This window comes from Dietzia maris, from assembly GCF_036287335.1.
In the GTDB taxonomy this organism is placed as follows: domain Bacteria; phylum Actinomycetota; class Actinomycetes; order Mycobacteriales; family Mycobacteriaceae; genus Dietzia; species Dietzia cinnamea.
Genome location: NZ_CP143053.1, coordinates 2,742,869 through 2,764,392, shown reverse-complemented (window position 1 = coordinate 2,764,392; position 21,524 = coordinate 2,742,869). Strand labels below are relative to the sequence as shown.

General features: G+C 71.6%; 22 protein-coding genes. 13 read left to right on the top strand and 9 right to left on the bottom strand.

Features of this window, described 5'->3' with window-relative positions; translation table 11 throughout:
* Positions 1-23: 23 nt before the first annotated feature.
* The 3 genes from VYL96_RS12870 to VYL96_RS12860 all read right to left on the bottom strand — a co-directional run bounded on the left by VYL96_RS12870 (position 24) and on the right by VYL96_RS12860 (position 1,637).
* The gene (locus tag VYL96_RS12870) at positions 24-581 is read right to left on the bottom strand and encodes a hypothetical protein (protein ID WP_061229181.1); all 558 of its coding nucleotides are present in this window, start codon (positions 579-581) and stop codon (positions 24-26) included.
* Between the two features lie 136 nt (positions 582-717).
* On the bottom strand, positions 718-1,053 hold the full coding sequence (locus VYL96_RS12865) for a hypothetical protein (protein ID WP_131886036.1): 336 nt from the start codon (positions 1,051-1,053) through the stop codon (positions 718-720).
* Between the two features lie 74 nt (positions 1,054-1,127).
* A complete protein-coding gene (locus VYL96_RS12860; RefSeq protein ID WP_131886035.1) occupies positions 1,128-1,637 on the bottom strand; it encodes a GNAT family N-acetyltransferase in 510 nt (169 codons plus the stop codon).
* A gap of 186 nt (positions 1,638-1,823) precedes the next feature.
* On the opposite strand from VYL96_RS12860, the gene VYL96_RS12855 reads away from it, so the two are divergent.
* Positions 1,824-2,036, top strand: a complete 213-nt coding sequence (locus VYL96_RS12855) for a hypothetical protein (protein WP_129591157.1) — start codon at positions 1,824-1,826, stop codon at positions 2,034-2,036.
* Between the two features lie 472 nt (positions 2,037-2,508).
* Entirely contained in the window at positions 2,509-3,216 is a 708-nt protein-coding gene (locus VYL96_RS12850; RefSeq protein ID WP_061229178.1) for an alpha/beta fold hydrolase, read from the top strand.
* Between the two features lie 151 nt (positions 3,217-3,367).
* Here the strand turns inward: VYL96_RS12850 and VYL96_RS12845 are convergent, their stop codons facing one another.
* From VYL96_RS12845 to VYL96_RS12830, 4 genes are read right to left on the bottom strand one after another with little or no spacing between them, the layout of a single operon-like run.
* Positions 3,368-3,799: a hypothetical protein gene (locus VYL96_RS12845; RefSeq protein ID WP_165928503.1), complete on the bottom strand. Its 432-nt coding sequence runs from the start codon at positions 3,797-3,799 to the stop codon at positions 3,368-3,370.
* A gap of 7 nt (positions 3,800-3,806) precedes the next feature.
* A complete protein-coding gene (locus VYL96_RS12840; RefSeq protein WP_243699735.1) occupies positions 3,807-4,088 on the bottom strand; it encodes a hypothetical protein in 282 nt (93 codons plus the stop codon).
* Complete coding sequence (locus VYL96_RS12835; protein WP_259842409.1) at positions 4,085-4,387, bottom strand: hypothetical protein; 303 nt, start codon at positions 4,385-4,387, stop codon at positions 4,085-4,087. Before VYL96_RS12835 ends, VYL96_RS12840 begins: the two co-directional genes overlap by 4 nt.
* Positions 4,388-4,390: 3 nt before the next feature.
* A complete protein-coding gene (locus tag VYL96_RS12830) occupies positions 4,391-5,167 on the bottom strand; it encodes a hypothetical protein (RefSeq protein WP_061229175.1) in 777 nt (258 codons plus the stop codon).
* A gap of 302 nt (positions 5,168-5,469) precedes the next feature.
* Here VYL96_RS12830 and VYL96_RS12825 point away from each other — a divergent pair, with 302 nt between their 5' ends.
* The 6 genes from VYL96_RS12825 (at position 5,470) to VYL96_RS12800 (ending at position 14,081) form a co-directional block, all read left to right on the top strand.
* On the top strand, positions 5,470-6,756 hold the full coding sequence (locus VYL96_RS12825) for a hypothetical protein (RefSeq protein WP_061229174.1): 1,287 nt from the start codon (positions 5,470-5,472) through the stop codon (positions 6,754-6,756).
* Positions 6,753-8,840 (top strand): phospholipase D-like domain-containing protein, encoded by a 2,088-nt coding sequence (locus tag VYL96_RS12820; RefSeq protein WP_131886033.1) that lies wholly within the window; start codon positions 6,753-6,755, stop codon positions 8,838-8,840. Before VYL96_RS12825 ends, VYL96_RS12820 begins: the two co-directional genes overlap by 4 nt.
* Complete coding sequence (locus VYL96_RS12815) at positions 8,828-11,626, top strand: helicase-related protein (RefSeq protein WP_061229172.1); 2,799 nt, start codon at positions 8,828-8,830, stop codon at positions 11,624-11,626. Before VYL96_RS12820 ends, VYL96_RS12815 begins: the two co-directional genes overlap by 13 nt.
* Positions 11,627-11,745: 119 nt before the next feature.
* Positions 11,746-12,132 carry a VOC family protein gene (locus tag VYL96_RS12810; RefSeq protein WP_061229171.1) on the top strand — a complete coding sequence of 129 codons (387 nt, stop codon included), beginning with the start codon at positions 11,746-11,748 and terminating at the stop codon, positions 12,130-12,132.
* A 307-nt stretch (positions 12,133-12,439) separates the two neighbouring features.
* Positions 12,440-12,583 (top strand): hypothetical protein, encoded by a 144-nt coding sequence (locus VYL96_RS12805; protein ID WP_156482577.1) that lies wholly within the window; start codon positions 12,440-12,442, stop codon positions 12,581-12,583.
* Positions 12,584-12,800: 217 nt separating this feature from the next.
* Positions 12,801-14,081 carry an AAA family ATPase gene (locus tag VYL96_RS12800; RefSeq protein WP_061229170.1) on the top strand — a complete coding sequence of 427 codons (1,281 nt, stop codon included), beginning with the start codon at positions 12,801-12,803 and terminating at the stop codon, positions 14,079-14,081.
* On the opposite strand, the gene VYL96_RS12795 is transcribed toward VYL96_RS12800, so the two are convergent.
* Positions 14,082-14,951, bottom strand: coding sequence for an NAD(P)H-binding protein (locus VYL96_RS12795; RefSeq protein ID WP_106384999.1), 870 nt, complete (start codon positions 14,949-14,951; stop codon positions 14,082-14,084).
* 224 nt (positions 14,952-15,175) lie between these two features.
* Here VYL96_RS12795 and VYL96_RS12790 point away from each other — a divergent pair, with 224 nt between their 5' ends.
* On the top strand, positions 15,176-15,823 hold the full coding sequence (locus VYL96_RS12790) for an antitoxin Xre/MbcA/ParS toxin-binding domain-containing protein (protein ID WP_131886032.1): 648 nt from the start codon (positions 15,176-15,178) through the stop codon (positions 15,821-15,823).
* Positions 15,824-15,845: 22 nt separating this feature from the next.
* Entirely contained in the window at positions 15,846-16,457 is a 612-nt protein-coding gene (locus VYL96_RS12785; RefSeq protein ID WP_061915426.1) for an RES family NAD+ phosphorylase, read from the top strand.
* Between the two features lie 124 nt (positions 16,458-16,581).
* Here VYL96_RS12785 and VYL96_RS12780 read toward each other — a convergent pair whose 3' ends face one another.
* Positions 16,582-17,190 (bottom strand): hypothetical protein, encoded by a 609-nt coding sequence (locus VYL96_RS12780; RefSeq protein WP_109149277.1) that lies wholly within the window; start codon positions 17,188-17,190, stop codon positions 16,582-16,584.
* Positions 17,191-17,259: 69 nt separating this feature from the next.
* Between VYL96_RS12780 and VYL96_RS12775 the strand changes: the two genes are divergently transcribed.
* From VYL96_RS12775 to VYL96_RS12765, 3 genes are all read left to right on the top strand, one after another.
* A complete protein-coding gene (locus VYL96_RS12775; RefSeq protein WP_243699734.1) occupies positions 17,260-18,396 on the top strand; it encodes a plasmid pRiA4b ORF-3 family protein in 1,137 nt (378 codons plus the stop codon).
* A gap of 280 nt (positions 18,397-18,676) precedes the next feature.
* Positions 18,677-19,336, top strand: coding sequence for an ATP-binding cassette domain-containing protein (locus VYL96_RS12770; protein WP_243699733.1), 660 nt, complete (start codon positions 18,677-18,679; stop codon positions 19,334-19,336).
* Positions 19,333-21,489 (top strand): YhgE/Pip family protein, encoded by a 2,157-nt coding sequence (locus tag VYL96_RS12765; RefSeq protein WP_109149276.1) that lies wholly within the window; start codon positions 19,333-19,335, stop codon positions 21,487-21,489. Before VYL96_RS12770 ends, VYL96_RS12765 begins: the two co-directional genes overlap by 4 nt.
* Positions 21,490-21,524: the final 35 nt, after the last annotated feature.

Here is a 21,524-nt window from a genome sequence, read left to right as displayed (position 1 = left end):
AACGGGCCGCTCGCGCCCGCCGCTCAGGCGTGCGCGGCGACGACCTCGTCCATCGAGTCCCCGGTGTGTGCGGCCCACCGGCTGAAGACCGCCGCTGTCATGGCCGCGGCGGCGTAGAGCGCGGCTGCCGGCCCGTGTTCGCGGACCACGGTGCGGATGCCGGTGGCGGCGTCGCAGTCGAGCAGCACCGCCTCGCACAGATCGGCCATGCCCTCGGGAGCGTCAGCCACACGTGCCCGGTCCTTCACCGCGCCGATGACGTCCGCCGGTAGTTGCGGCGCCAGCGTCTGGGCGAGCTGGGCGAAGCGCGTCGCCACGGTCAGTGCGTCGGGGATCGGCGGGGGAGTGGTCTCGGCGGTCAGCTCCAGCTCCTCGAGGAGCGCGCCGGCGGCGGAGATGTCGTCGCGGGCGTGGGCATCCAGGACAGCGCGGACGCGGGCGACCGCGGCGGCGTGGCGCTGCTTGGCGCGCTCCATCCCGGCGTCGAGGTCGGCGACGGTCGCGGTCCACACATCGACGCCCTCGCGGGCCAGGAGAGGGGCGAGGAGCTCGAACTGGGCGCGCTGATCCGGGGATGCCATGCCCCCATTGTCTCCGGTCGCTCTGCCGAGGCGTGGCCGGCCGCCCCCGCCTGCCCGCTCGGCCGCCGGTGCATGCGACCGACCTCCGGCAGCCCCCGCATGCGTGCCCGCAGCCCGCGCCCGCCGGACCACCCGGCTAACCCTCCTCGCGCCGCCTCACATTGGCGAGAACCCGGGACACGCCGGCCAGGAAGTCTGGGCTGCGCCGCGCGGCCTGCTGCTCGAGGAGCAACAGGTCCAACGCCCGGATCACCGCGGCCAGATCGGCGCCGGCGCCCAACCGATCCAGCGCCACTGCCGCTGCGACCGCCTGACCCTCATGGAACGCCAGGTCCGGCAGCACCGCCTCGACGGCCCGGGACAGCTCGCCCGCGGGCCGATCGTCGAACGCCGCGCTCACGGAGACGCGGTACTGCTCGAACCGGTCCCGGGCGGCGTCGAGCTCCTGGCGAAGGTTCGCGGTCGCAGACATGGTCGCCAAGCCTACGACGACGACGAGGTCACCCTGCCCTCACGGTCCCGCGGTCGCCGCGACTGCGCGAGGGGTCACACCCCGAATGCCGCGGGATAGCGGATGACGCCGCCCGGGACGGCAGGGGAGTCGTCGAGGGGCAGGGCCATCAACGCCTCGTCGGGGACGTCGAACGACGTGCGGATGCCGAAGCCGGAGGCGCGGCGGAAGCCGAATCGTGGGTAGTAGCCGGCATGGCCCAGCACCACGACGAGTTGTTCGCCCATCGCCCGAGCCGCGTCCAGGGCGGCGCGGGTGGCGGCCGAGCCGGCGCCGGTGCGCTGGAACTCGGGTAGCACCGAGCACGGTGCCAGCGCGAGGGCGGGCTCGTTCCCGACGTGGCAGCGGGTGAGTAGCACGTGGCCCACCGGACGTCCGTCGGCGGTCGCGGCAATCATCGACAGTCCGTCGATCCATGCGGCCGGGTCAGCGCGGAGGGCGTCGACGAGGTCGGCTTCGGCGGCGGTGGGAAAGGCGCGCAGGATGATGTCGCGGATCGCGGGGATGTCCGCGTCGGTCTCTGCGCGGGTGGTCCAGGTGTTCATGCGGTTCCTATCCGGGACGTTCCCGGCGAGAAGAATTGGGCGAGGTCGCGAACGTTCCGCCCGGGCGATACCGCTGGTCGCTGTCCGCGTCTCGGATCGTCGGAACAGCGGACAATGAAACACTTAGCTGTGCTCCGTATAACTGACGCTTGTGAACTGGCGCGGCCGTTCCTATAGTGGGCCTCGTTGGCGAAACATGATCCCCCCTCATGTCGCCGACCCCGCCGCGTCGCGCGGCACACGCGGACCGTCCCCGGTCGCGAGCCGCGCCAGCTGCTGCTGGCCAGCGGGGCGATCGCGCCGAACGAGGCCACCCTGCCGGTCCCCTCACGCCGGGCCTGCCAGAAGTCGTACGAGAGCTGGCGCCTCCTCGTCCATTACGACCATCGCGCCGTCTGACTCGGTGTGCGGTCGCGCGCCGCCCGGGATGGGACCGTCCACGCCGTCGAACGGACAGTGGCGCCACGTGGTCGGCAGGCACGACACCAGGTGCCGCGGGGTGCCGGCGTCGGCCCAATCGCGCCGCCTCCGCCCGGTCCCGTCGAGGTCCGCGTGCCCGCGGGCTCCCAGTCGATTTGCGGGCCCCGGCAGAGCGGGATCGTCCACCTGGCCTTCAGTCACGCGCGCCCAATAGTGAGCACGGAGTGGGCGACCAAGCCGAGGGTGTGCGCCAAGGCGAGTCGGGGCTTTTGGTGTCCCCGGGTGACGTGGCGGCGCTAACCCGGGCGCTGGAGCGTCTGCTAGCGGATCCGGCGGAGGTACGGGGCCAGCACCGCCAGCGCGACGCGGACAAGCCCGGGCACCTCGCTGAGCGCGTGGCGAGTTCGCCGGTCCAGGTTTGGCCGCCTTTGGCGCGCGTACGGTCGAGTTCATGACGACCTTAGTGTTTCTCCCCGGCCTGCACGGCGATGCGCAGACGTGGTCCCCGGTCATTGACGCCCTGCCTGACGGGTCAAGTGCCACGGCGCTCGACTTGCCGGCCGTGGCAGACCTCGACGCGCTCGTCGACCAGGTGGCGGAGCAGGTCGCGGCCGGCAGCGTGGTGGTCGGGCATTCGCTCGGTGGGGTGGTGGCCATGCACCTGGCGGAGCGTTATCCGGCGCTGCTGGCCGGGCTCGTGCTGGTCACCGCGCCGGTGGGGGCCGAGGACCCGGAGTCCGCGACAGCGCGGGCCGAGCGGGCGGCGGGCCTGAGCCAGGCGGAGTACGAGGAGATCGCCCTCGACGGCATGGAAGCCGTCTACTACGGCGACCGCGGCCACGACCCTCAGGTCCGCGCCGAACGGCTGCGGGCCGCGCGGGTGTACGGGCCCGAGCGATTCGCCGCCCACTCGGTGGCGATCGGGTCGCGGCCCGACCGCTGGGACTTCCCCGCCAAGGCGTCGTGCCCGGTGCTGATCGTCGGCGCCTCGGACGACCAGGTGGTGCCCACCGACGAGCAGCGGGAATGGGCCGAGGCGAATTCGGCGCCGCATGTGACGTACGTCGAGATCCCTGAGACCGGACACATGCTGCCCGTGGAGGCGCCGGGCGAGCTGGCCAGCGCGCTCAGCGACTGGCTCAGCTCCCTCGAGGGCTGACCCCGCCAGACCCGCGGCCGTGTGGGGTTGCAGGTCGGCCGGGGGAGGTGGAGCTCGTCGTCGTCGCCCCTTCCCGATGCTCACCCATCAGACCGCCGCCGCTCGGATACCCCGGCGAGAAGCGATGTAATGAACGGGACGCGCGTAGGGCTCAGCGGTACAGGGGCGGGAGGTGCGGCAGGAGCTCCGGACACAGAGAGCGCACCGCCTCGGCATAGAGGCGCCTGTGGTGCTCCACCTGCTCCTCACTCGACAGGCCGTGCGCGTCCAGCCGCATCGCGACCCACGTCTTGCGGACCCCCATGTAGAAGCCGCCGAACCCGTCATAGTTCGGATTCCGGATGTCCTCGCACGCCCGCACGCCGTACGCATACGCCTCGTCGATCGTGAAGGTCCACGGCGTCAGGTCGGTCGCCGCCTTCATCGCCACGGCCTGACCGGACGGGGGAGTAGGGGACGGGGACGCCTGCGCGGCCTCGCCGCCCATCCGGGCCAGACCGGCGACGACGACCAGAAGGACGAGGACAGCGCACAGGGCGCCGACCTCGAGGCGCACGATCCTCTTCCGCGACGACGTGGACACCCGGGGGTCACTCCCGCCCGGACGGGCGTCGCGCCTCGCGGGGCCAGGGCTCGGCGTCGTCCGGGTGGATGCTGCGGGTCTCCGACCGGACGTAGGTGCGGGGCAGCAGATCGCGGACGTGGATCTTCGGCAGCGTCTTGGTCACCGCCAGCGTCACGTACATGACCGTGTTGATCGCGACGAACGCCGCGAGGACGGCGAACCAGTCCGAGGACAGCACCGACTCGGGCAGGAGGAGCCCCGCGAGGATCATCTCGTGCGGCGCCCCACCGCTGACGGGCGCGCTCACGCCTCGGCCATCCGGGTCGCGCCGTCGGCGTCCCGCACCACGTGGCCCCAACTGGCCTGGCGGGCGAGGAGGATGTCGACCACGCCCTTGAGGAACACGACGTTGAGGAACGTGGCGTAGACCAACTCCGGGATCAGCGTGAGGGCCACGACCTTGGCGCGCAGGTCGGACCGCCACACGCCGACGAGCCGCCGGCCGGCGTCCGCAGGGGTTGACCCCGCCGGACCCGCGGCCGTCTGAGGTCGCGGGTCGGCCGGGGGAGGTGGAGTTCGTCGTCGTCGCCCCTTCCTGATGCTCACCCGTTAGATCGCGGGTGCGATCGGTTCTTCGCGGGACGGAGTGGTGCTGGGAAGTGCGGTGCTCTGGGTGGCGGTCGTGTCGGTCCGCTCGGTGGGGCCGGTGGCGCGGTGCTGGGCGGGGTTGCTCATTGTGAGCGGTGCCTCGGTTCCGGTCTGGGAAAGCGCCGGCTCGAGGAAGTCGCGATCCCGCTGGCCGGTGGTGGCGGGGGAGTCGGCGCGGAAGTAGTCGTTGACGTCCGGGCGGTAGAGCAGCGCCAGGATCGCGATGGCCACGAGCGCCACCGCGAGGGAGGTGAGCGACATGAACGTGGGGTGTGCCGCGGCCAGGATGAGCTCGCCGCTGCCCAGCGCCGCCGCCTGAGGCGCCACCGCGCTCCACAGTCCGATGACCGTGCTGCCGGCCAGAAGTGCGGTGAAGATCGCCCGCCCGGCGCGCGAGCCGCTGAAGGCGTACACCGCGATCGTCGCCCACGCCGTGGCGACCACGAACGAGGTGTCGATGATCCAGCCGGCCGACGACGCCGCAAGGCCCGCCGCCTCGTCGACCGCCGGCCACGAGTCGGAGAGGAAGCGGTTGATCGCCGTGGCCTGCACGACGCCGCGGAGCACGAGCAGCGTCACCAACGCCGCCGACAGGCCAAGGACCAGCCACAACTGCCAGGGGCGGGAGGTGGGTGGTCGGGTGGGGACGGGATCGCGGTCGCCTGGCGCGGGCTCGCGGCGGATCGGGCCGCTGCGCGGCGTGGGACGGGTGGGGGAGACGGACGTCGGGCGGCTCATGGCGGACACCTCTCGGGACGGCGGCCGCACATCGAGGGGCGGGTCGCGCGGGGTAGGACGAGGTGATCGTCCGTCGAGGGGTGGGCGCGTCGATAGCGTGTGGCGCACCTGATTCTTAAGTCAGGAGCCGTCCGGGTCCAGCCATCCGGGGCAGTAGGCGCCGGTCATTGCTTCGACCTCGTCGCCGTATTCACCACGACTCGCGGCACAGGCCGGGCCACGTGTCGTACCCACCCGGTAGAAAGACCGTCGAGCAAAGGAGGGCACGTGCCTGAGGAGATCGAAGTCCGGGTGGTGACCGCGTGACCCTTCTCGACCAGCTGCCCACGCTTTCAAAGTGGGACCCCGGCGTGGCCGGTGAGAGCGGACTCGACCCGCTGGGACTGGCGCCGATCGCCGACCGGATCGCCGACCGCATGGCGCCCGGCTTCCGCGCCCGCATGAACCACCCGCACTTCCTCACGCTGTCGGCGATCTCGGCAGTCGTCTGCCAGCCCTTCAGCGAGGAGACCGGACCGGACGGCACCACCAAGCCCGACATCGCCGCCGAGTGGGTCCTCCTCATGCACATCGGATCCGGCGATCCCTCGGACCTCAACGGATTCCCCGGCCGGGACAAGACGCGCGCCGCGATCACCACCGGCACCCCCCTCTCGCCGGCCACCTACCTCCGTGGCCCGCGGGTGTTCGGATTCACCGGCGTGTACCGCCCGCTCGCGCAGGACCTGGGGATCGTCGATCCGGAAGGTTTGCCCCTCGCCGCCGCCGAACGGCTGGTGGAGGCCTGGGAACGCGACCAGGGACTCGACGGATTCCTCAGAGACGACCCCCAGACCGCCGGAGGGCGGGCGCGGCGAAGCCTGGACCGGCGCGTCCGGGCCAGTCTCAAGGCGGGGCACTGTGACAAGACCCGGGCCGTCACCGGGCTGAACCGGAAAGCCCTCGTGGCGAGCAACGCGGGGCCGCGCACCCGGCAGGTGCTGCGCGAACTCATCAGCGGCGGGGACCACGACCAGCGGCCCGAGCTCGTCGGCCTGATCTCCGCGGTGGTGGAGGACGGCTCGGGGACGGACTGGGCTGATCACCAGCTGGCCGCGGCGGCCCGATTCGGCGCGGAATCCGGGCTGCAGGCCACGCTCCGGGCCGCCGACCACTTCGAGTCCCTGGCGCGCCGGATCGACCACGCGTTCCGCACCCACCTGACCTCCTCCACGGCCGTCACCCACACGGGGCTCGAGTCGAGCACCGCGCTGCGGCAGGCGAGCGACGGGATCGCGGAGGCGTGCCACGCCGCCATGGCCGCCGTCGAACGGATCGACCGCGACGGACCCGAACTGGCCGAGCGGCTGGCCGAACTCACCGGCGAACTGGAGTCGGCGCGCGGACCGGTCGACCTGTTCGATCGGCTCATCGTCTCCCACCACCGGGTGCAGGCCGCCCGACGCAAGGCCCCGTGGTTCGAGCAACTCAAGGACGGATGGATGCCCCGCGGCCAGCACCGCGCCGACGCCGGCGATCCGGGCGACGGGCGCTGGCTCCACCCGTACCGGCTCACCACCATCCGCGACTTCCTGGAGCGCGTCCGATGAGCGCCACCACCACGCCCCTCCTCGACCACTGGGCGCCGCCCGCCGACGCCGGACGCCCGGTGGCGGTGCTGGCCACCACGTTCGCCCTCGACGAGGACTTTGTCGATCGCGACTGCCTCAGCCGATTCCTCTCAGTCAACGCGGTGGAGGAGTCCCTGCCGGGAGCCGAGGACGTCGGCGGCGGGCGGCCCACCTCGCGGTCCGTCGACGACGTGGTTGCCCGGCTGGAACTGGAGGAGAAACTCGCGGACGCGGCCGTCACGGTGATCGCCGACCGCAGCGCCGACGCGCACCGCTCCACCCTCCGGTGGGACCTGCTCCAGGTGGCCGTGCCGGGCGGCGCGCTCCTGCACTCCAAGGTGACCGTCCTGCTGTGGGAGCACTCCGCCCGGGTGATCATCGGCTCGGCCAACCTTACCCGCGCCGGATACCGCACCCAGGCCGAACTCGCGCTGGCCGCCGAGGTCCGCGCTGACACGCCTTGCCTGCTCCCGCGCGCAGACCTGCGCGAACTGGCCCGCGAGCTCGAGTCGTATCTCGGTCTGCTCCCCGGCAGGACCGAGGGGGTCGCCGCCGTCGACCGGGCCCGGCGCACGCTGGCGGCGTTCCGCGACCGGATCGACCTCGTGCCCGCCGAGAAGCGGGGCGGCGCGCTGCGGGTCCGCCTGGCGCCCACCTCGCCCGAGGTGCGTCCGCTGGATCGGTTCGCCGACGTGTGGGGCGGGGGCCGCAAAGCCACCGAGATCCGCCAGGTCTCCCCGTTCTACGACGCCGCCTCCGATGCGGCGGGCGAGGCGATCCGTGCGACTACCATCGCCCGCAACGGCGCCGGACGGCACCGCCACACCGTGCTCACCCTGCCCACCCTCCGCGGCACGCTGCCCGTCTCCGAACCGCTGCGCGCCCGTGCCCGGCAGGGGCTACTGGAGGTGCGGCTGCTCGACGACCCGACTCGTGAACAGCGCCAACTGCACGCCAAGTGCCTGACGATCATCGGACCCGACGGCACCGCCGTGCTCATGGGCAGCTCCAACCACACCCGCTACGGCCTGGGGCTCGACGGGCAGCGCCAGCACCGCGAACTCAACGTCTGGCTCCACGCCCGCGCCGGCTCACGAGAGGAACGCCGGCTCCAGGGCCTCACCCCCGTCGGCGAGCCGGTCCCCACCGACCTCGACTGGGTGGACGGGGACGACGAGGACGAGACCGACGCGCTCCAGCTCCCGGTCGCCTTCCACCTGATCATCGCCCGCCGCGCCACCGACCGGCGCTGGACCCTCACGTGCACCGTCGACCCAGAACGACTCGCCACACTGGGACCGTGGCGGGTGACCGACCCCACCGGGACGCTCCTCATGAGTGCGGAGCGGTGGCGCGCGGAGGGGTGCCCTGCGCAGTGGGTGAGTCAGGTGGGTGGCGACGACATCCCGACCTCCCTCGCCGTCACCACGGACGCCGGCACCGCGCGATGGTCGGTGCTCGTCGACGACCGCGGTGAACTGCCGCCCGGCCCGAGCGTGAAGGACCCGACCACGGCCCAGCTGCTCGCCGCGCTGGCCCGGGGCAGCACCCTGAGCGCGGCGGTGGCCGAGATCCTCGCCGGGCGGCTCGTCTCGCCGGGGGAGGAGTCCGACGACGACGTGCTCGCTCGCTACGACGACCCGGCCCTGCTGTTCCGCCGTGGACGCGCACTCGGCGCCGCACTCGACCAACTCGAGCAGCGGCTCGCCCGCAGACTCAACCAGGTCGACCCGGTGGGCCACCTGTCCAGCCGGCTGCGGACCCCGCTCGGTCCGCTCGGGCTGACCGAGCACGTCCGCGCCGACGTCGAGGACGGCCGCATGGACACCCCCGAGGCCGTGTTCACGCTCGCCGAGATCGCGCTGGCCATGGGGCGGGTGGACTGGGCGGCCCTGCTCGCGGCGCCGGTGCGGGGCGCCGGAGCCGACGAGCTGGCGGCCGCGTTCGACGGCCTCGAGCTGGCGATCGACGGGCTGGGAGAGCTGCCCGCGGACCTCGACGACTACGTGCGCGTCGCGGTGGGACGGAGCCGGGAATGTCTGGAGGCGCTATGTGGGAGCTGAGTCCGCGGGTGAAGGCCGAGGCCCCCGCCGAGTATGCGGCGGGCTGGGAGAAGCAGCGACGGGCCGCCGCGGAGATCCTCCGGCGATTCGGCCGCCAGCCCGGCGTGATCCTGGCCGACCAGGTGGGCATGGGAAAGACCTTCACCGCCCTGGCCGTCGCGGTCTCGGCGGTCCTCGCCGACCCCGGGCGGCCGGTGGTGATCTCGGTCCCCAAGGCCGTGGGGCACAAGTGGATCAACGACTGGAACCGCTTTGCCAAGACGTACCTCGACCCCGACACGGCCCGCGAGATCCGCGGCCCCCAGGAGCCGATCGCCCGTCCGGGCGCGTTCTTCTCCGCCCTCGCCGAACCCCCCGAGACGCGGCGCCACCTCCTGGTGGTCACTCACCAGGCGCTGTCCAACAACGCGATCGGGCAGTTCGCCGAGCTCGCCGCGGTCTGGGCGGCCACCGGCGGCGACGACTGCGGCGACGAGGGGTGGGCCTACCGCCGCCAGTTCGCCAAGTGGTCCGGGCGCCGCGAGTGGGCGGTCACCGGACGCGACGGCTTCTCGCCCGAGACGGTGAGCGAACTGCTGCAGACCCCGCCCGAGCAGTGGAGACGCCGCTGGCAGGAGCTGACCGGACGGCCCCTGCCCTGGGACCCCGTCCCCGCGGCGGTGATGCGGGCACTGCAGCGGCTCGACCCGGCGCCGGTGCTGGAGTTGCTCGACCGCAGCCCCAAGAGGCGGTCGGTGGACGAGGCCAGGGACGCCGAGCGGCTCGCCGAGACCGGCGGCGCCCTCAAGGATCTCAGCCGGAGGCGCTGGCAGGAGGCGATGGTCGGCGTCGACAGTGACCTGTCGCTGCTCATCCTCGACGAGGCCCACCACACCAAGAACAACGGCACCCAGCTGTCCAGGCTGTTCGCTCCGCCGAGGCCCGGGACCCCCGACGGGATCCTGTACCGGGCGGCCGACCGGATGCTGTTCCTCACCGCGACGCCGTTCGAGCTCGGTCACGACGAACTGCTGCGGATACTCGGGCGCTTCACCGCCGCGCGGGCGAAGGACCTGCCCGAGGCCTTCACGGACGAGACCCAGCACGACCTGCGGTCCGCACTCATCTCGGCCCGCCGCACCTCGAGGCAGCTGGAGCGCTCCTGGGGCCGCCTCACCGAGGACGACGTCCGCCACTTCGACACCTGGACCGTCGACGAGATCCCCGACGACCTGCCCGCCGACGTCCGCACCGCCTGGGGCGACGCACAGAGGGCGGTGGCCGCGAGAAAGCGCATGAACGAGCTGGTGCGCACCTGGGTCATCCGGCACGAGAGGCCCCGCAACCGCACGGCGATCGAGGGCGCGCGGGTCATCCCGGGCGTCGATGCGGCCACCGGGATCCCGATCGACGACGAGCTGGCCCTGCCGTTCCTCCTGGCCGCCCGCATCCATTCGCTCGCCTCGCGCGGCAGCGCCAACCCACCCAACTTTGCGTACGGCATCGCCTCGTCCTTCGAGGCCTACCTGCGGCTCAGCGCCGGGGACGGCTCCGGCGCGGACGAGCCGGTCGCGGACGACCCGGGCGCGGACGGCTCGGCCCTGGCGACGGCGTCCGAGCCCTCCGCCCTTGACGCGGAGATGCGCTGGTACGACGAGCGAGTCCGAGCGGCGATCGGCATCGGCTCCGGCGTTGGCGTCGGTGCCGGCGTGGGCGTCGCAGCCAGGCACCCCAAGGTCGAGGCCACCACCCGGCGTGTCATGGACCACTGGTTGAAGCGCGAGAAGATAGTCGTGTTCTGCTGGTTCCGGCGGACCACCCGCGCGGTCCACTCGTCGATCGAGGCCGCCCTCCGCGACGAAATCAGAGCCCGCGGAGCCCGCGCGTTCGGAGTGGACCCTGCCGACGGCGAGGAGATCGACAAGGAGTACCTGCGACTGGCGAACCGCCTGTTCCGGCGGGACACCAGCAGTCGAACGAACCTGGCCTACCGGAAGATCCACGACAAGCTAGAGGAGCATTTCCGGAGCAAGACCAGTCCTGAGGCGCACCCCGAGCTCGCGTCCTGGACGGCAGAAGCGGTCATCCGGAACTTTCGCACTCCTCAGCACCTCGCGCGGGTGGGCGGTCTCACCCGCGACCTCGACGCGGACGGCATCCTGGCCGACGTCTTCGCCCCCGGAGCGTCGAGGCGCTCCCTCGCCGACGCCTGGACCGACTTCATCGAGCGAGTCGATTCCCCCAGCGGGCACCCCGAACTGTTCCGCGACCTACTCGGGCGGGACCTGGAAGCGCCGGCGGAGCAGACGGAAGACGCCGACGAGCCGGACCGCAACGCCGAGAGCGGCCGCGGCTCCGAGCTGGGCGCGGTGGGCCTCGCGGACGGCAGCACCGACCCGGACATCAGGCGCAGACGTGCGAGCGTGTTCACCACCCCCTCCGCCCCGGAGGTCCTCGTCGCCGGTTCGGTCATGGGGGAGGGGATCGACCTGCACACCGAATGCGACGTGGTGATCCACCACGACCTGGACTGGAACCCGGGGATCATCGAGCAGCGGACCGGCCGGATCGAGCGGATCGGATCTCTGGCCGAACGCCGCGGCACCGGGATCACCGTCTACGTCCCCTACCTTGCGGGCACGCACGACGAGAAGCAGTTCCGCGTCGTCCGCGACCGGCAACAGTGGTTTGACCTCGTCATGGGATCACGACCGGAAGGCGGTCTCGAGGACTCTGACGAAGAAGCCCGGGTGCCCCTGGCTCAACCCATTGTGGAGGCCATGGCGATGAATCTGTCCGTCGGTTAGATCGCATCAATGCTCGGGCCCCGTGCGAGTGCTCAGGCAGGCACAGTCGAGTGCGGTAAGCCCTTCGGGCCGCGTGTCCCGGGGTTGAGGAGGGCTCGCACCGGTCGTAGCGTGATGCCATGGCTGGTATCAGCGCGCGGCGTGTGGTCGTCGCCCTCGACTGTCCCAACGCGCGCGAGCTCGCCGAGTTCTACGCGTCGATGCTCGGCTGGCGGATACACGACGGCGAGAATCCGGACTGGGTCGACGTCCTGCCGCCAGAAGGTGAGTCGGGCGCGCTCGCGCTCGCCTGCCAGACCGTCCCCGACTTCCGCGCGCCCACCTGGCCGGACGGTCCGGTCCCCACGCAGGTGCACCTCGACTTCCACGTGAACTCGATCGCGGACGCAGAGCCGACCGTCCTCGCCGCCGTCGCCCGACGGCACGATCACCAGCCCAGCCAAGACGGGCGATTCGTGGTGTACCTCGACCCCGTCGGGCACCCGTTCTGCCTCTGCGAGGAGTGAGACCGCGCGAAGTCCACCGCGCGACCAGGCGGCCCGTGCAGGCCGCCCGTCCGCTCGATCGCGGGGCTCCCCGCAGAGGGCCCTCCCAGCATGTCCCGCCTCCGCGCGTGATGCGGGGCGCGGGTGGGGATGACCTTGTCGTCGTCGTCCCGCGGTCTTCCCCCGTCACCCCACGGCGATCCCTCTCTTATCCGGCAACCCTCCGCCGCCGCGCGACGCTCCTTAAAACCCGTAGCGCTACGGGTACCCGGGGCCGATCGACGCCGAGACACTGGGGCGTGGAAGCACCAGCCATCAGGAGGGCACTATGACCGACAGGATTCGACGGGCACTGGCGGGAGGGCTACTGGCCGCGGCCACGGCCACCGGCATCGCTCTGGCGGGAGCGGGAACGGCCAACGCCTACAACTTGCCGCCCGAGCCCACCCATCAGGGGACCGAGGGCGAGTAGGCCTACTACCAGGGCGGCGGCGACCCCACCATCCACCGCTTCACCTGGACCGGCGGCGCGTGGCGCTACGACGGATGCGTCGGCGTCGGCTACTACGAACAAGTGCGGTAATCGCCACTCCCGCCGCCTGTCCTGGGGTTCACTGTCACCGAGGGGTCCGCCGCGTCGGGTCAGCGATGACGGAGAACCCCGGGGCAGGGGCAGGGGCAGGGGAGCGATGCAGGGCCGGACAACTGAACTCGAGTGGCTCACCGAGCAGCTGGAGGCGGGTGGCTCCGGCCCGCCGCGGCTGACGCTCGTCAAGGGCCCGCTCGGCTCCGGCAAAACGGCCCTGCTGTTCAGCGCGCTCGCCGAGCTCGACCGGCCGACGCTCTTCCTGCGCGGAGACCCCTACCCGGACACCGAGACCCCCCTCGCGGCCGCGCGACAACTGGTGGAGCGGCTGTTCGACCAAGACCTCGAGCGCGTCGTGGCCGACCATTCCCCGGCCGCCATCCACCGACAGTGCTGCCGGTTCCTCGAGGCGAGCCCCCGACTGCTCATCATCGACGACGCACAGTGGATCGACCCCGCCTCCCTGCGGCTCTTCGCCGCCGTCCTCCCGCACGCCGCCGACACCGTCCTGGCCTACCGGACCGGGATGACACCCACATCCCTCATCGACGCCGCGCGGCGGGTGGGCGCGACCATCGAGCACCTCACCGTGGGACCACTCGACGACGACGAGGTCGCCGCCCTCGCCGCCGACCTCGATCCCCGGCAACGCCGGACCGTCGTGGAATCCGCCGCCGGCAGTCCGCTGTTCGCCCGCACGCTGATCGGCGCCTTTCGGCGGAACCCGCACGCCACCACGCTCGAGCATGTGTTGCACGAGGGGGCCGGGGCGGGCGGTGACGCGTTGAGCTCGGTGGTCGGCGCGGACCTGGCCCGGCTCGACCCGGGCGCCCGGCGCACCCTCACCGCGATCGCCGTGCTGGGCAGCGCCGACCCCGCGCAGCTGGAGGCGGTGGCCGGCGTCGCTGACGTGGGCCGGCACCTGGGCGTGTTGCGCGACTGGGGTCTCATCTCGACGTGGGCGGCTGAGCCCCTCCACCCGCTCGTGCGGTTCACCGCCTACTCGCGCGCGTCCGCCGCCGAGCGCGCCGCGCTGCACCGCGCGGCCGCCGCTCTGCCCGGCCAGGACGCGTTCGCCCGGGCCGGCCACCTGGCCTCGCTCGGGCCCGCGGCCACCGCGGAGAAGATCAGCGTGATCCTCGACGCCGCCGAGCGCGCCGCCGACTCCGACCCGCAGGTGGTGGAGCGATGGCTCGCGGGGGTCGGGGGCGCGGCGGCGGTTTCCGGTGGCGCGGCGCCTGCGGCGGCCGGGCACCCCGGCTCGGGCTCCTCCGGTATGGCGCCTGCGGCGGCGGGGCACCTCGGTCGGCGGTGCGATCTGGTCCGCGCGCGGGCGCAGGTGATCATGGGCCAGCCGGACAGGGCGATCGAGGCGCTGCGGTGACTACACGATCGGGGCGAGCTCCTCGCGGGCCCAGCTGCGCAGGCGGGTCGGTGTGGTGGTGACGATCGAGCGGGCCTGCTCGGGTACGAAGTCGTCGCGTAGGCCGGTCGACATGCCCAGGAGTGCGTCCGCCCAGGCCGGTGGCATGCCCGCGCCGAGGTACTGGTCGCGCATCTGCTCGTCGGTGATGCGCTCGGCGCGGACCTCGCGACCCAGCTCCTCCGTGAGGATTCTCGCGACCTGGGCCCACGACAGGTCCTCGGGGCCGTGGACGGCCTGCACGCGCCGCCCGCGCCAGTCGGTGTTGAGCAGGGTGAGCGTCGCGACCTCCGCGATGTCCCGCGGGGCGACCCAGCTCATTTGCGCGTCGAGGGGAAGCACGGTCTGGAGCCGGCCGGCCCGGAGTGATTCCACCTCGAACAGCAGGTTGGTGAAGAAGTAGCCGCAGCGCAGATGGGTGACGGCAGCGGTGGTCTGGTCGAGGGCGACTTCTGTTTCCGCGAGGCCGTCGATCTCGCCCGCGCCGTGGCGCTTCTCCGCCCCGACGCTGCTCTGGAAGACGACCCGGCCGATCCCGTTCGCCTCGATCGCGGCGACGATGGACTCGGTCGCGCGGCGGTAGTCGTCCAGCGGATCGGGGGATTCGGCGGGTGGGTCGACCCAGTAGACGGCGTCGGCGTCGGCCGTGGCGGCGATGACCTGGTCGGGGTCGCGGGAGTCGGCCTGCCTCGGTTCGGCGTGCTCGGCGAGCTCGGCGGGGATCTGGTCCGGGTGGCGGGTGAGCAGGACCGGCCTGGCCCCGGCGCGGATGAGCATGCGCGTGAGGTGGCGGCCCACGTTGCCCTGCGGGGTCGTGATGGCGATCTTCATGGGGTCCCTTCTGCCGGGCGCGTTCTTTTGCGCGGGTTGGCGCGTGCAGGTTGCTGCGTGCGGTTTCCACGCTAGGGGTGGTTGCGGTCTGGTTTGGTCCGGATTGCGGGCAGTTGTGGGCTTGCATCGCCGTCGAGGAGGTACCTGGAACCGCGGTCTCCGAGAAGTCCCGCCCACGGCCATCTACGGGTAAACTTCCATAGCACTGGAAGAAGGACGGAATGATGGCAGCAACGCTCGAAGGCGCGGAGGACACCGCCCGGTCAGCGGCCGAGACGCTTGCGGCCACGATCGAGGCAGGGGTCTCGGAGGATCGGCGTCAGACCGACGAGTTCATCACCGAGCTCACCGATTTCGCGTTGGAACTGCTCCACTCGTGGCCGTCTACAGCGCCGAGAGTTCACATCGACGGTCTGTTGTCCCTACTCATCCGTGCGCGGACTGCACATGAACAAGACGACGCCGACGACCTGCTCGTCGCCCTCGTCGGGATGCGGACTGTCCTGTCGCGGATACAGCGTCAGAAGCGCCTCGCCCGGATCGAAGATCCGCAAGAAGCGCTCGCGCTCCTCGACACCTCTCTGGATGGGTGGAGTGCTGACGACATCGCGCGGGTTGTAGGAGCACAGTCGCGGGTCCTGGCCAACTGGCGGGCCGGAGCGGTGCCGCGTAGAGCCGCGCTCGAGCGGTTGCAGATGGTGGCCGAGCTCGTGGTGGAGTTGCGGACGGCCATGACGGCTCGCGGGGTCCGAATGTGGTTCGACAACCCGGTGCCGCAGCTCGACGGACGGTCACCGCTCGAGGTGCTCGAGGAGGGCGACCTCCGGGCGCAGGCAGAGCTTCTGGAATTCGCGCGCGGTGGCCTCCGTTAGGAAGGCGCCCCCGCGGATACACGTGGAACGGGCCGCGTTTCGCCAGGTGGGGCACGCGCAGCCACCGCTCTGGCACGACGCCGGCCTCGGCGGCGTGCCCGTGCAGTCGAGCGGTCGCTGGCATCGGAGAGGCGAGGGCTACGCCCAGTACCTGGCGTTGTCGCCCGCGGGGGCGTGGGCGGAGCTGGTCCGCTACTTCGCCCTGCGGACTCCAGAGGCGGTAGTCGAGCAGCGACGATCGCTGTGGCAGGCGTACGTGGTTCTGGACGACGTCGCCGACCTGTCGACGTTCGACGACTGGACGGCGTGCGGTCTGGACCCCGAGGTGGCGGTAGCCGATGACCACGCCGAGTGTCAGAAATTGGCGGCATGGCTGCAGGGTGAGCGCTACCGTGGGGTGCTCGCGCCGTCAGCGGCACTACCCGGCAGCGTCAATCTCACCGTGTTCGGGGGCCGCTATGAGCAGCTGGCCGCTGATGACCCGAGCGCCGTGCGAGGACGTGATCCTGACCGATGGCTGCGCGTGGCGCTGGCGGCGGAGGGGGCCCACCCTCCGAAAGAGCTGGTGACACGGACCCGGTACCGAGGCCAACCGCATGGCGGATACGAAGACTGGGCAGCTGGCACGGGGTAACTGTGCGGGGACGGGTGTGACCACTCGCGGGCCGGAGGGGGGCGCAGCGGCGGCGTCGTCGCAGCAGGACCCGCTCCAGCCGGCGGGAGCGGGCCCGACCGGGCAGTGGAGGCGCTCGTCGTCGTCATCCCTTTCGCGCCGGCAGGTGCTCAACCTCGACGGACAGCGGCCGCCACGAGAGCCCCGGGATCGAGCGCAGGGGAGCGAACGGGTCGGCAGCGCGCTGCCAGGCGACCGCCAGGTCGTCTCCGATGAGGTCGGCATCGGCGGGATGGGCGCGCGTGGCGAGCTGCCGCAGGCACTGGACGTCGGTGAGCTTGACGGTGACCGTCCACGTGAACGTGCCCCGGTCGGGGGCCTCAGGCGTCACCGCGCTGGCGACCTCGAGAACGGTGAAAGCGCCTCCCTCGAGGAGCTCCTCCAGCCCATCCGTGGGCCAGAGCAGCCAGGGCAGCTGTTCCAACGGCGGAAGGGCGGGATCGGGTCCCGCCTCCTCGCTCGCGGGATCCTCGATCACCTCGCCGGAGAACGCGTCGACTACCACGGTGTCCTCCTGGTACCGCGTCAGTTCGGCTGTCACCGCCGCCGGGTCGTCAACGGACACCGCCGCGGTGACAGTGCAGGACCACGTCTCGCGGTTCCTCCCGCGACGGGGACGCGCAGGCGAGGACTGCGGCGCGGGCTCGGGTTCGGGTTCGGGTAGGTCGAAGAGGCCGGGTTCGACGTTGTCCATGGCGGGTGAGCCTACTTCTCCGGCCCGGGATGCCCCAGTACGGCGCTCGAGTCTCGTATCGTCGATGAGGTGACGCCCTCGACAGACCGCCCGTACGGACCAGGCGACCTCTCCGCAGATGAACTGAAACAGGCCGTTCTCGACGCGCTCGCGAGCGCGGGGGTCCCGCAGACCGAGCTGATGGCCTCGCTGGCAGCCGGGGCGGACTACCAGTCGCCGTGGGAACGCCCGGCCGTCAACCGCCGCCACCCGAGGCGCGAGACACCGGTGACGTACCGCGTCAAGGTCGAGTTGCTGGACTCGTCCCCGCCCATCTGGCGGCGCCTGGACCTGCGCAGCGACCTCATGCTGCCGCGCCTGCACCTGATCCTGCAGGAGGCCATGGGCTGGACGAACAGCCACCTGCACGAGTTCATCCATTCGTCGTCGCGCCAGGACCGCGACGCCGAGCACTTCGGCTCCATGGACTACCCCGACGCCGGCGAGATGGGCGAGCTCGACGAGGCCGACGTGCGGCTGGACGAGCTGGCCCACAGCGTGGGCGACAAGTTCCTGTACTGGTACGACTTCGGTGACAGTTGGTGGCACCGCGTCACCGTGGAAAAGGTCCTGGAACATGGCGACGACGACGAGATTCCGGATGCAACCGTGGTGGCCGGTCGCCGGGCATGCCCGCCGGAGGACTGCGGGGGGATCTGGTCCTACAACGAGTGGATCGCCGGGGACGCCGACCCGGACGGCTGGGACCCGCACACACTCGAGTTCTGGGCGGGGTGGGATGCGGAAGCGTTCGACCTCGACGATGCCCAACAGCGAGTGGCCCGGGTCGCGGAGATGCCCGCCACCCTCCGGGAAATCCAGCTGGAGGAGGCCGAGAAGCTGCAGATCCTGCTCGAGCGGATCGGGGAGGGCGTCAAACTCACCGCGGCCGGGTACCTGCCGCCGGCGATGGTCGAGCAACTGATGGTCGACACCGGCTGGCACCGCCAGTGGATCGGGAAGAACAACCGCGAGGACCTCACGTTCCCGATCTGGCAGCTGCGGGACTGGGCCCGGGCGCTGGGGCTGGTGCGCAAGTACAAGGGCGAGCTACGGCCCACCCGCCGGGGCGCGGCGCTGAAGAACGACCGCGAGGCTCTCGCCGACCTCATCGCCCGCAGCATCCCGCACGACCGGCTCTACGGCACACCGCTCGACTGGTTCTGATGTGCCGGAACGCGACCCGCCCGTATGGGGGGCGTGGCCGGCTGCCATGCGGTGGGATCGGCAGCGGTGTATAAAGTGGAGTCTAGTCCGCTTTGGAGATCGCCGCGTACGCAACGAAGCGCGCGGCCGCGGCCACCGGTCGCTCCCGCCAACAATGAAGACCTCACCCACCCGGGACGTCACCATGACCACTGCACGCGAGAATCCCGACAACGCTGAGCCCCCCGACAACGCTGAGCCCGCCGAAAGCGCTGAGCCACCTGAAGTCCCGGAACCAGCGGTGCGCGCTCGCGGCCTCGGGCTGGTGGGCGACCACGGCCGGGTCTTCGGCCCCGTGGATCTGGATATCGACCGCGGTGGAATCACCGTCCTACGCGGCCACCCCGGCAACGGCCGCACATGCCTCCTGCTCACCCTGGCCGGTCGAATGGCACCCACCGAGGGGCGGCTCGAGGTGCTCGGTCACACCGGCAGTCGCGAGATCTTCACCCGGTCGGCGATCGCCGGATTCTCGGGCATCGACGAGCTGGACCCGGCGGTCACGGTCCGCACGGTCGTGGCGGAGCAGCGCGCGTGGATGAGCCCGTGGTGGCGCCCGCGTGGCCGCACCGGCCCAGCCCAACTCGAGGAGCTCCTCGGCCCGGTGTACGGGGACCTCCGCCTGCCCGGGCTGCGCACCTACGTCGGCGACCTCACCGAACTGGATCGCCTGCTGCTGCGCATAGCGCTGGCCCGCTACGAGGGCACGCCGATACTGGTAGTGGACGACATCGAACAGGTCCGCGTCCCCGCGGAACGCGCACGAGCGCTGCAACGCCTGGCCGAGATCGCCGACGCCGACCAGAGCACCGTCATCCTGTCCTCCGTGGACTCCCTGCCCGCGGGGTCGCCCGAGCACCACATGGTCACCGTCCCCGCCACCAAGGAAGGCCTCGCATGATCTCCGGACTGTCCATCGGCAGTGAGCTCAAGCGCTTCGGCCGCGGACGGCTACCGCGCGTGGCGATAGTCGTGCTGGTGCTCATGCCCCTGCTCTACAGCGCCCTGTACCTCGCCGCCTTCTGGGACCCGTTCGGCCGGACCTCCCAGTTGCCGGTCGCGTTGGTCAATGACGACACCGGGACGCAGGTCGACGGCGAACCACTACGCGCCGGCGACCAGGTGGTGGACGAACTCTTGCAGAACGACCAGCTCGACTGGCGGCTGGTCGACGCCGCCGAGGCCGAAGCCGGACTGTCCGATCACGAGTACAACTTCGTGGTTCGGCTGACCCCGGAGTTCAGCGAATCCGTCGCCTCACCCACCGGGGACGACCCGCGCCAGGCCGCGATCACCGTCACCTACGACCAATCCGGCAACTACCTGTCCAGCCTCATCGGACGAAGCGCCACAGCCGAACTGCACAACGCGGTGGGCTCGGCCATCTCAGCGCAGGCCGTCGACAAAGTCCTCGTGGGTGTGCAGGATGCCGGCGCCGGGCTGCGCGAGGCCGCCGACGGTGCCGCGCAGCTCGACGACGGCGCGGGCACACTCGACGACGGCATCACCGAGCTGAGCGAAAAGTCCGCCGAACTCGACGCCGGCGCCCGCACCCTCGACCAGGGCGCCGCCACGCTCGCGGACGGCAACCACCAGCTGGCCACCAAGATCCACGAGGCCCGCTCCGGAGTCGACCAGTTGGCCGGCGGGATCGGCACTGCCGCCGACGGCGCGACGCAGCTCAACGAGGGCGTCCAGCGCCTCGACGGCGGAGTGCAGCGGCTCGGGAACGGGGCCGCGCAGGTCAGCGGCGGAGTCGACCAGCTCGCCGGTGTCCTGGATCAGCTCTCGCAGGCGCAGAACGCCGCGATCGCCCCGCTGCGGCAGGCCGCCGCACAGATGAGGCAGGTCGAGGCCACCACCGGCCTGGCCACCGGTCCGGGGTCCGTGGGATCGGGGAGCTCCGCCGGATCGGCCGGGGTACCGGTCTCCGTGCAGTTGGAGACCCTGGCCGACCAACTCGAATCACAGGGCCTCGGCGCCGGCTCGTCGCAGCTGTCGGACCTGCACCGGCTGCGTGACGGCGCCCGCGAGTTGTCGTCGGCACTCAACGATCCCTCCGGCGAGTTCCTCACCGGGATCAACGCCCTGGGCGCCGGCGCGGCGCAACTCGACAACGGACTGCAGCGACTCGACACGGGCGCCACCACCCTCGTCGACGGCGTGCGCCAGCTCGACGAGGGCGCCGCACGCTTGGACGAGGGCGCGGCCACCCTGGCCGAGGGCACCGGCGACCTCACCGACGGCACCGGCCGCCTCGTCGACGGCACCAGCCGGCTCGCCGACGGCTCACACACCCTCAAAGACGGCACCGGCCGGCTGTCGAGCGAACTGGCCGCCGGCGCCGACCGGGTCCCGCAGTGGGATGACCAGCACCGCGAGGACATGGCGCGCACGATCGGCGACCCGATCACACTCACGTCGATATATGACAACCCGGCGGAGACGTTCGGCTACGGGTTCGCCCCGTTCTTCGTGCCGCTGGCACTGTTCGTGGGCGGGATCATGATCTGGCTGCTGCTCACGCCACTCCAGTCGCGCGCCGTGGCCACACGGTTGCACCCGCTGCGGGTCGTGATGGCCTCGCTGCAGCCGGCGCTGCTGTTGGCGCTCGGGCAGGCGGTGGTGATTCTGCTGGTACTGCGCTTCGGTCTGGGCATGACGCCGGTTCACCCGATGGGCGCACTGGCCATCATGGCACTGTCGGCGGTGGCGTTCATCTCACTCATCCAGATGCTCAACGTGGTGTTCGGCCCGTCGGTCGGCAGAGTGCTGTCCATGGCACTGCTGATGCTGCAGCTGACCTCGGCGGACGGCATCTATCCGACCGCGGTCGAGCCCGCGTTCTTCCGCTGGATCCACCCGTTCAACCCCATGACCTACACCGTGCAGGGGCTACGGCAGACCATCATGGGCGGCAGCCCCTCGCAGATGTGGATTCCGGTGTTGGTTCTGACGTTGGTGACGGTGGGTGCGATCGGCATCAGTACATGGGCGGCGCATCGCAATCGTGTGTGGACGCTGGAGCGGTTGCACCCGCCGGTGGCCATGTAGCGCGGAGTTACTCCTCCGTCGTGATGAACTGGGCG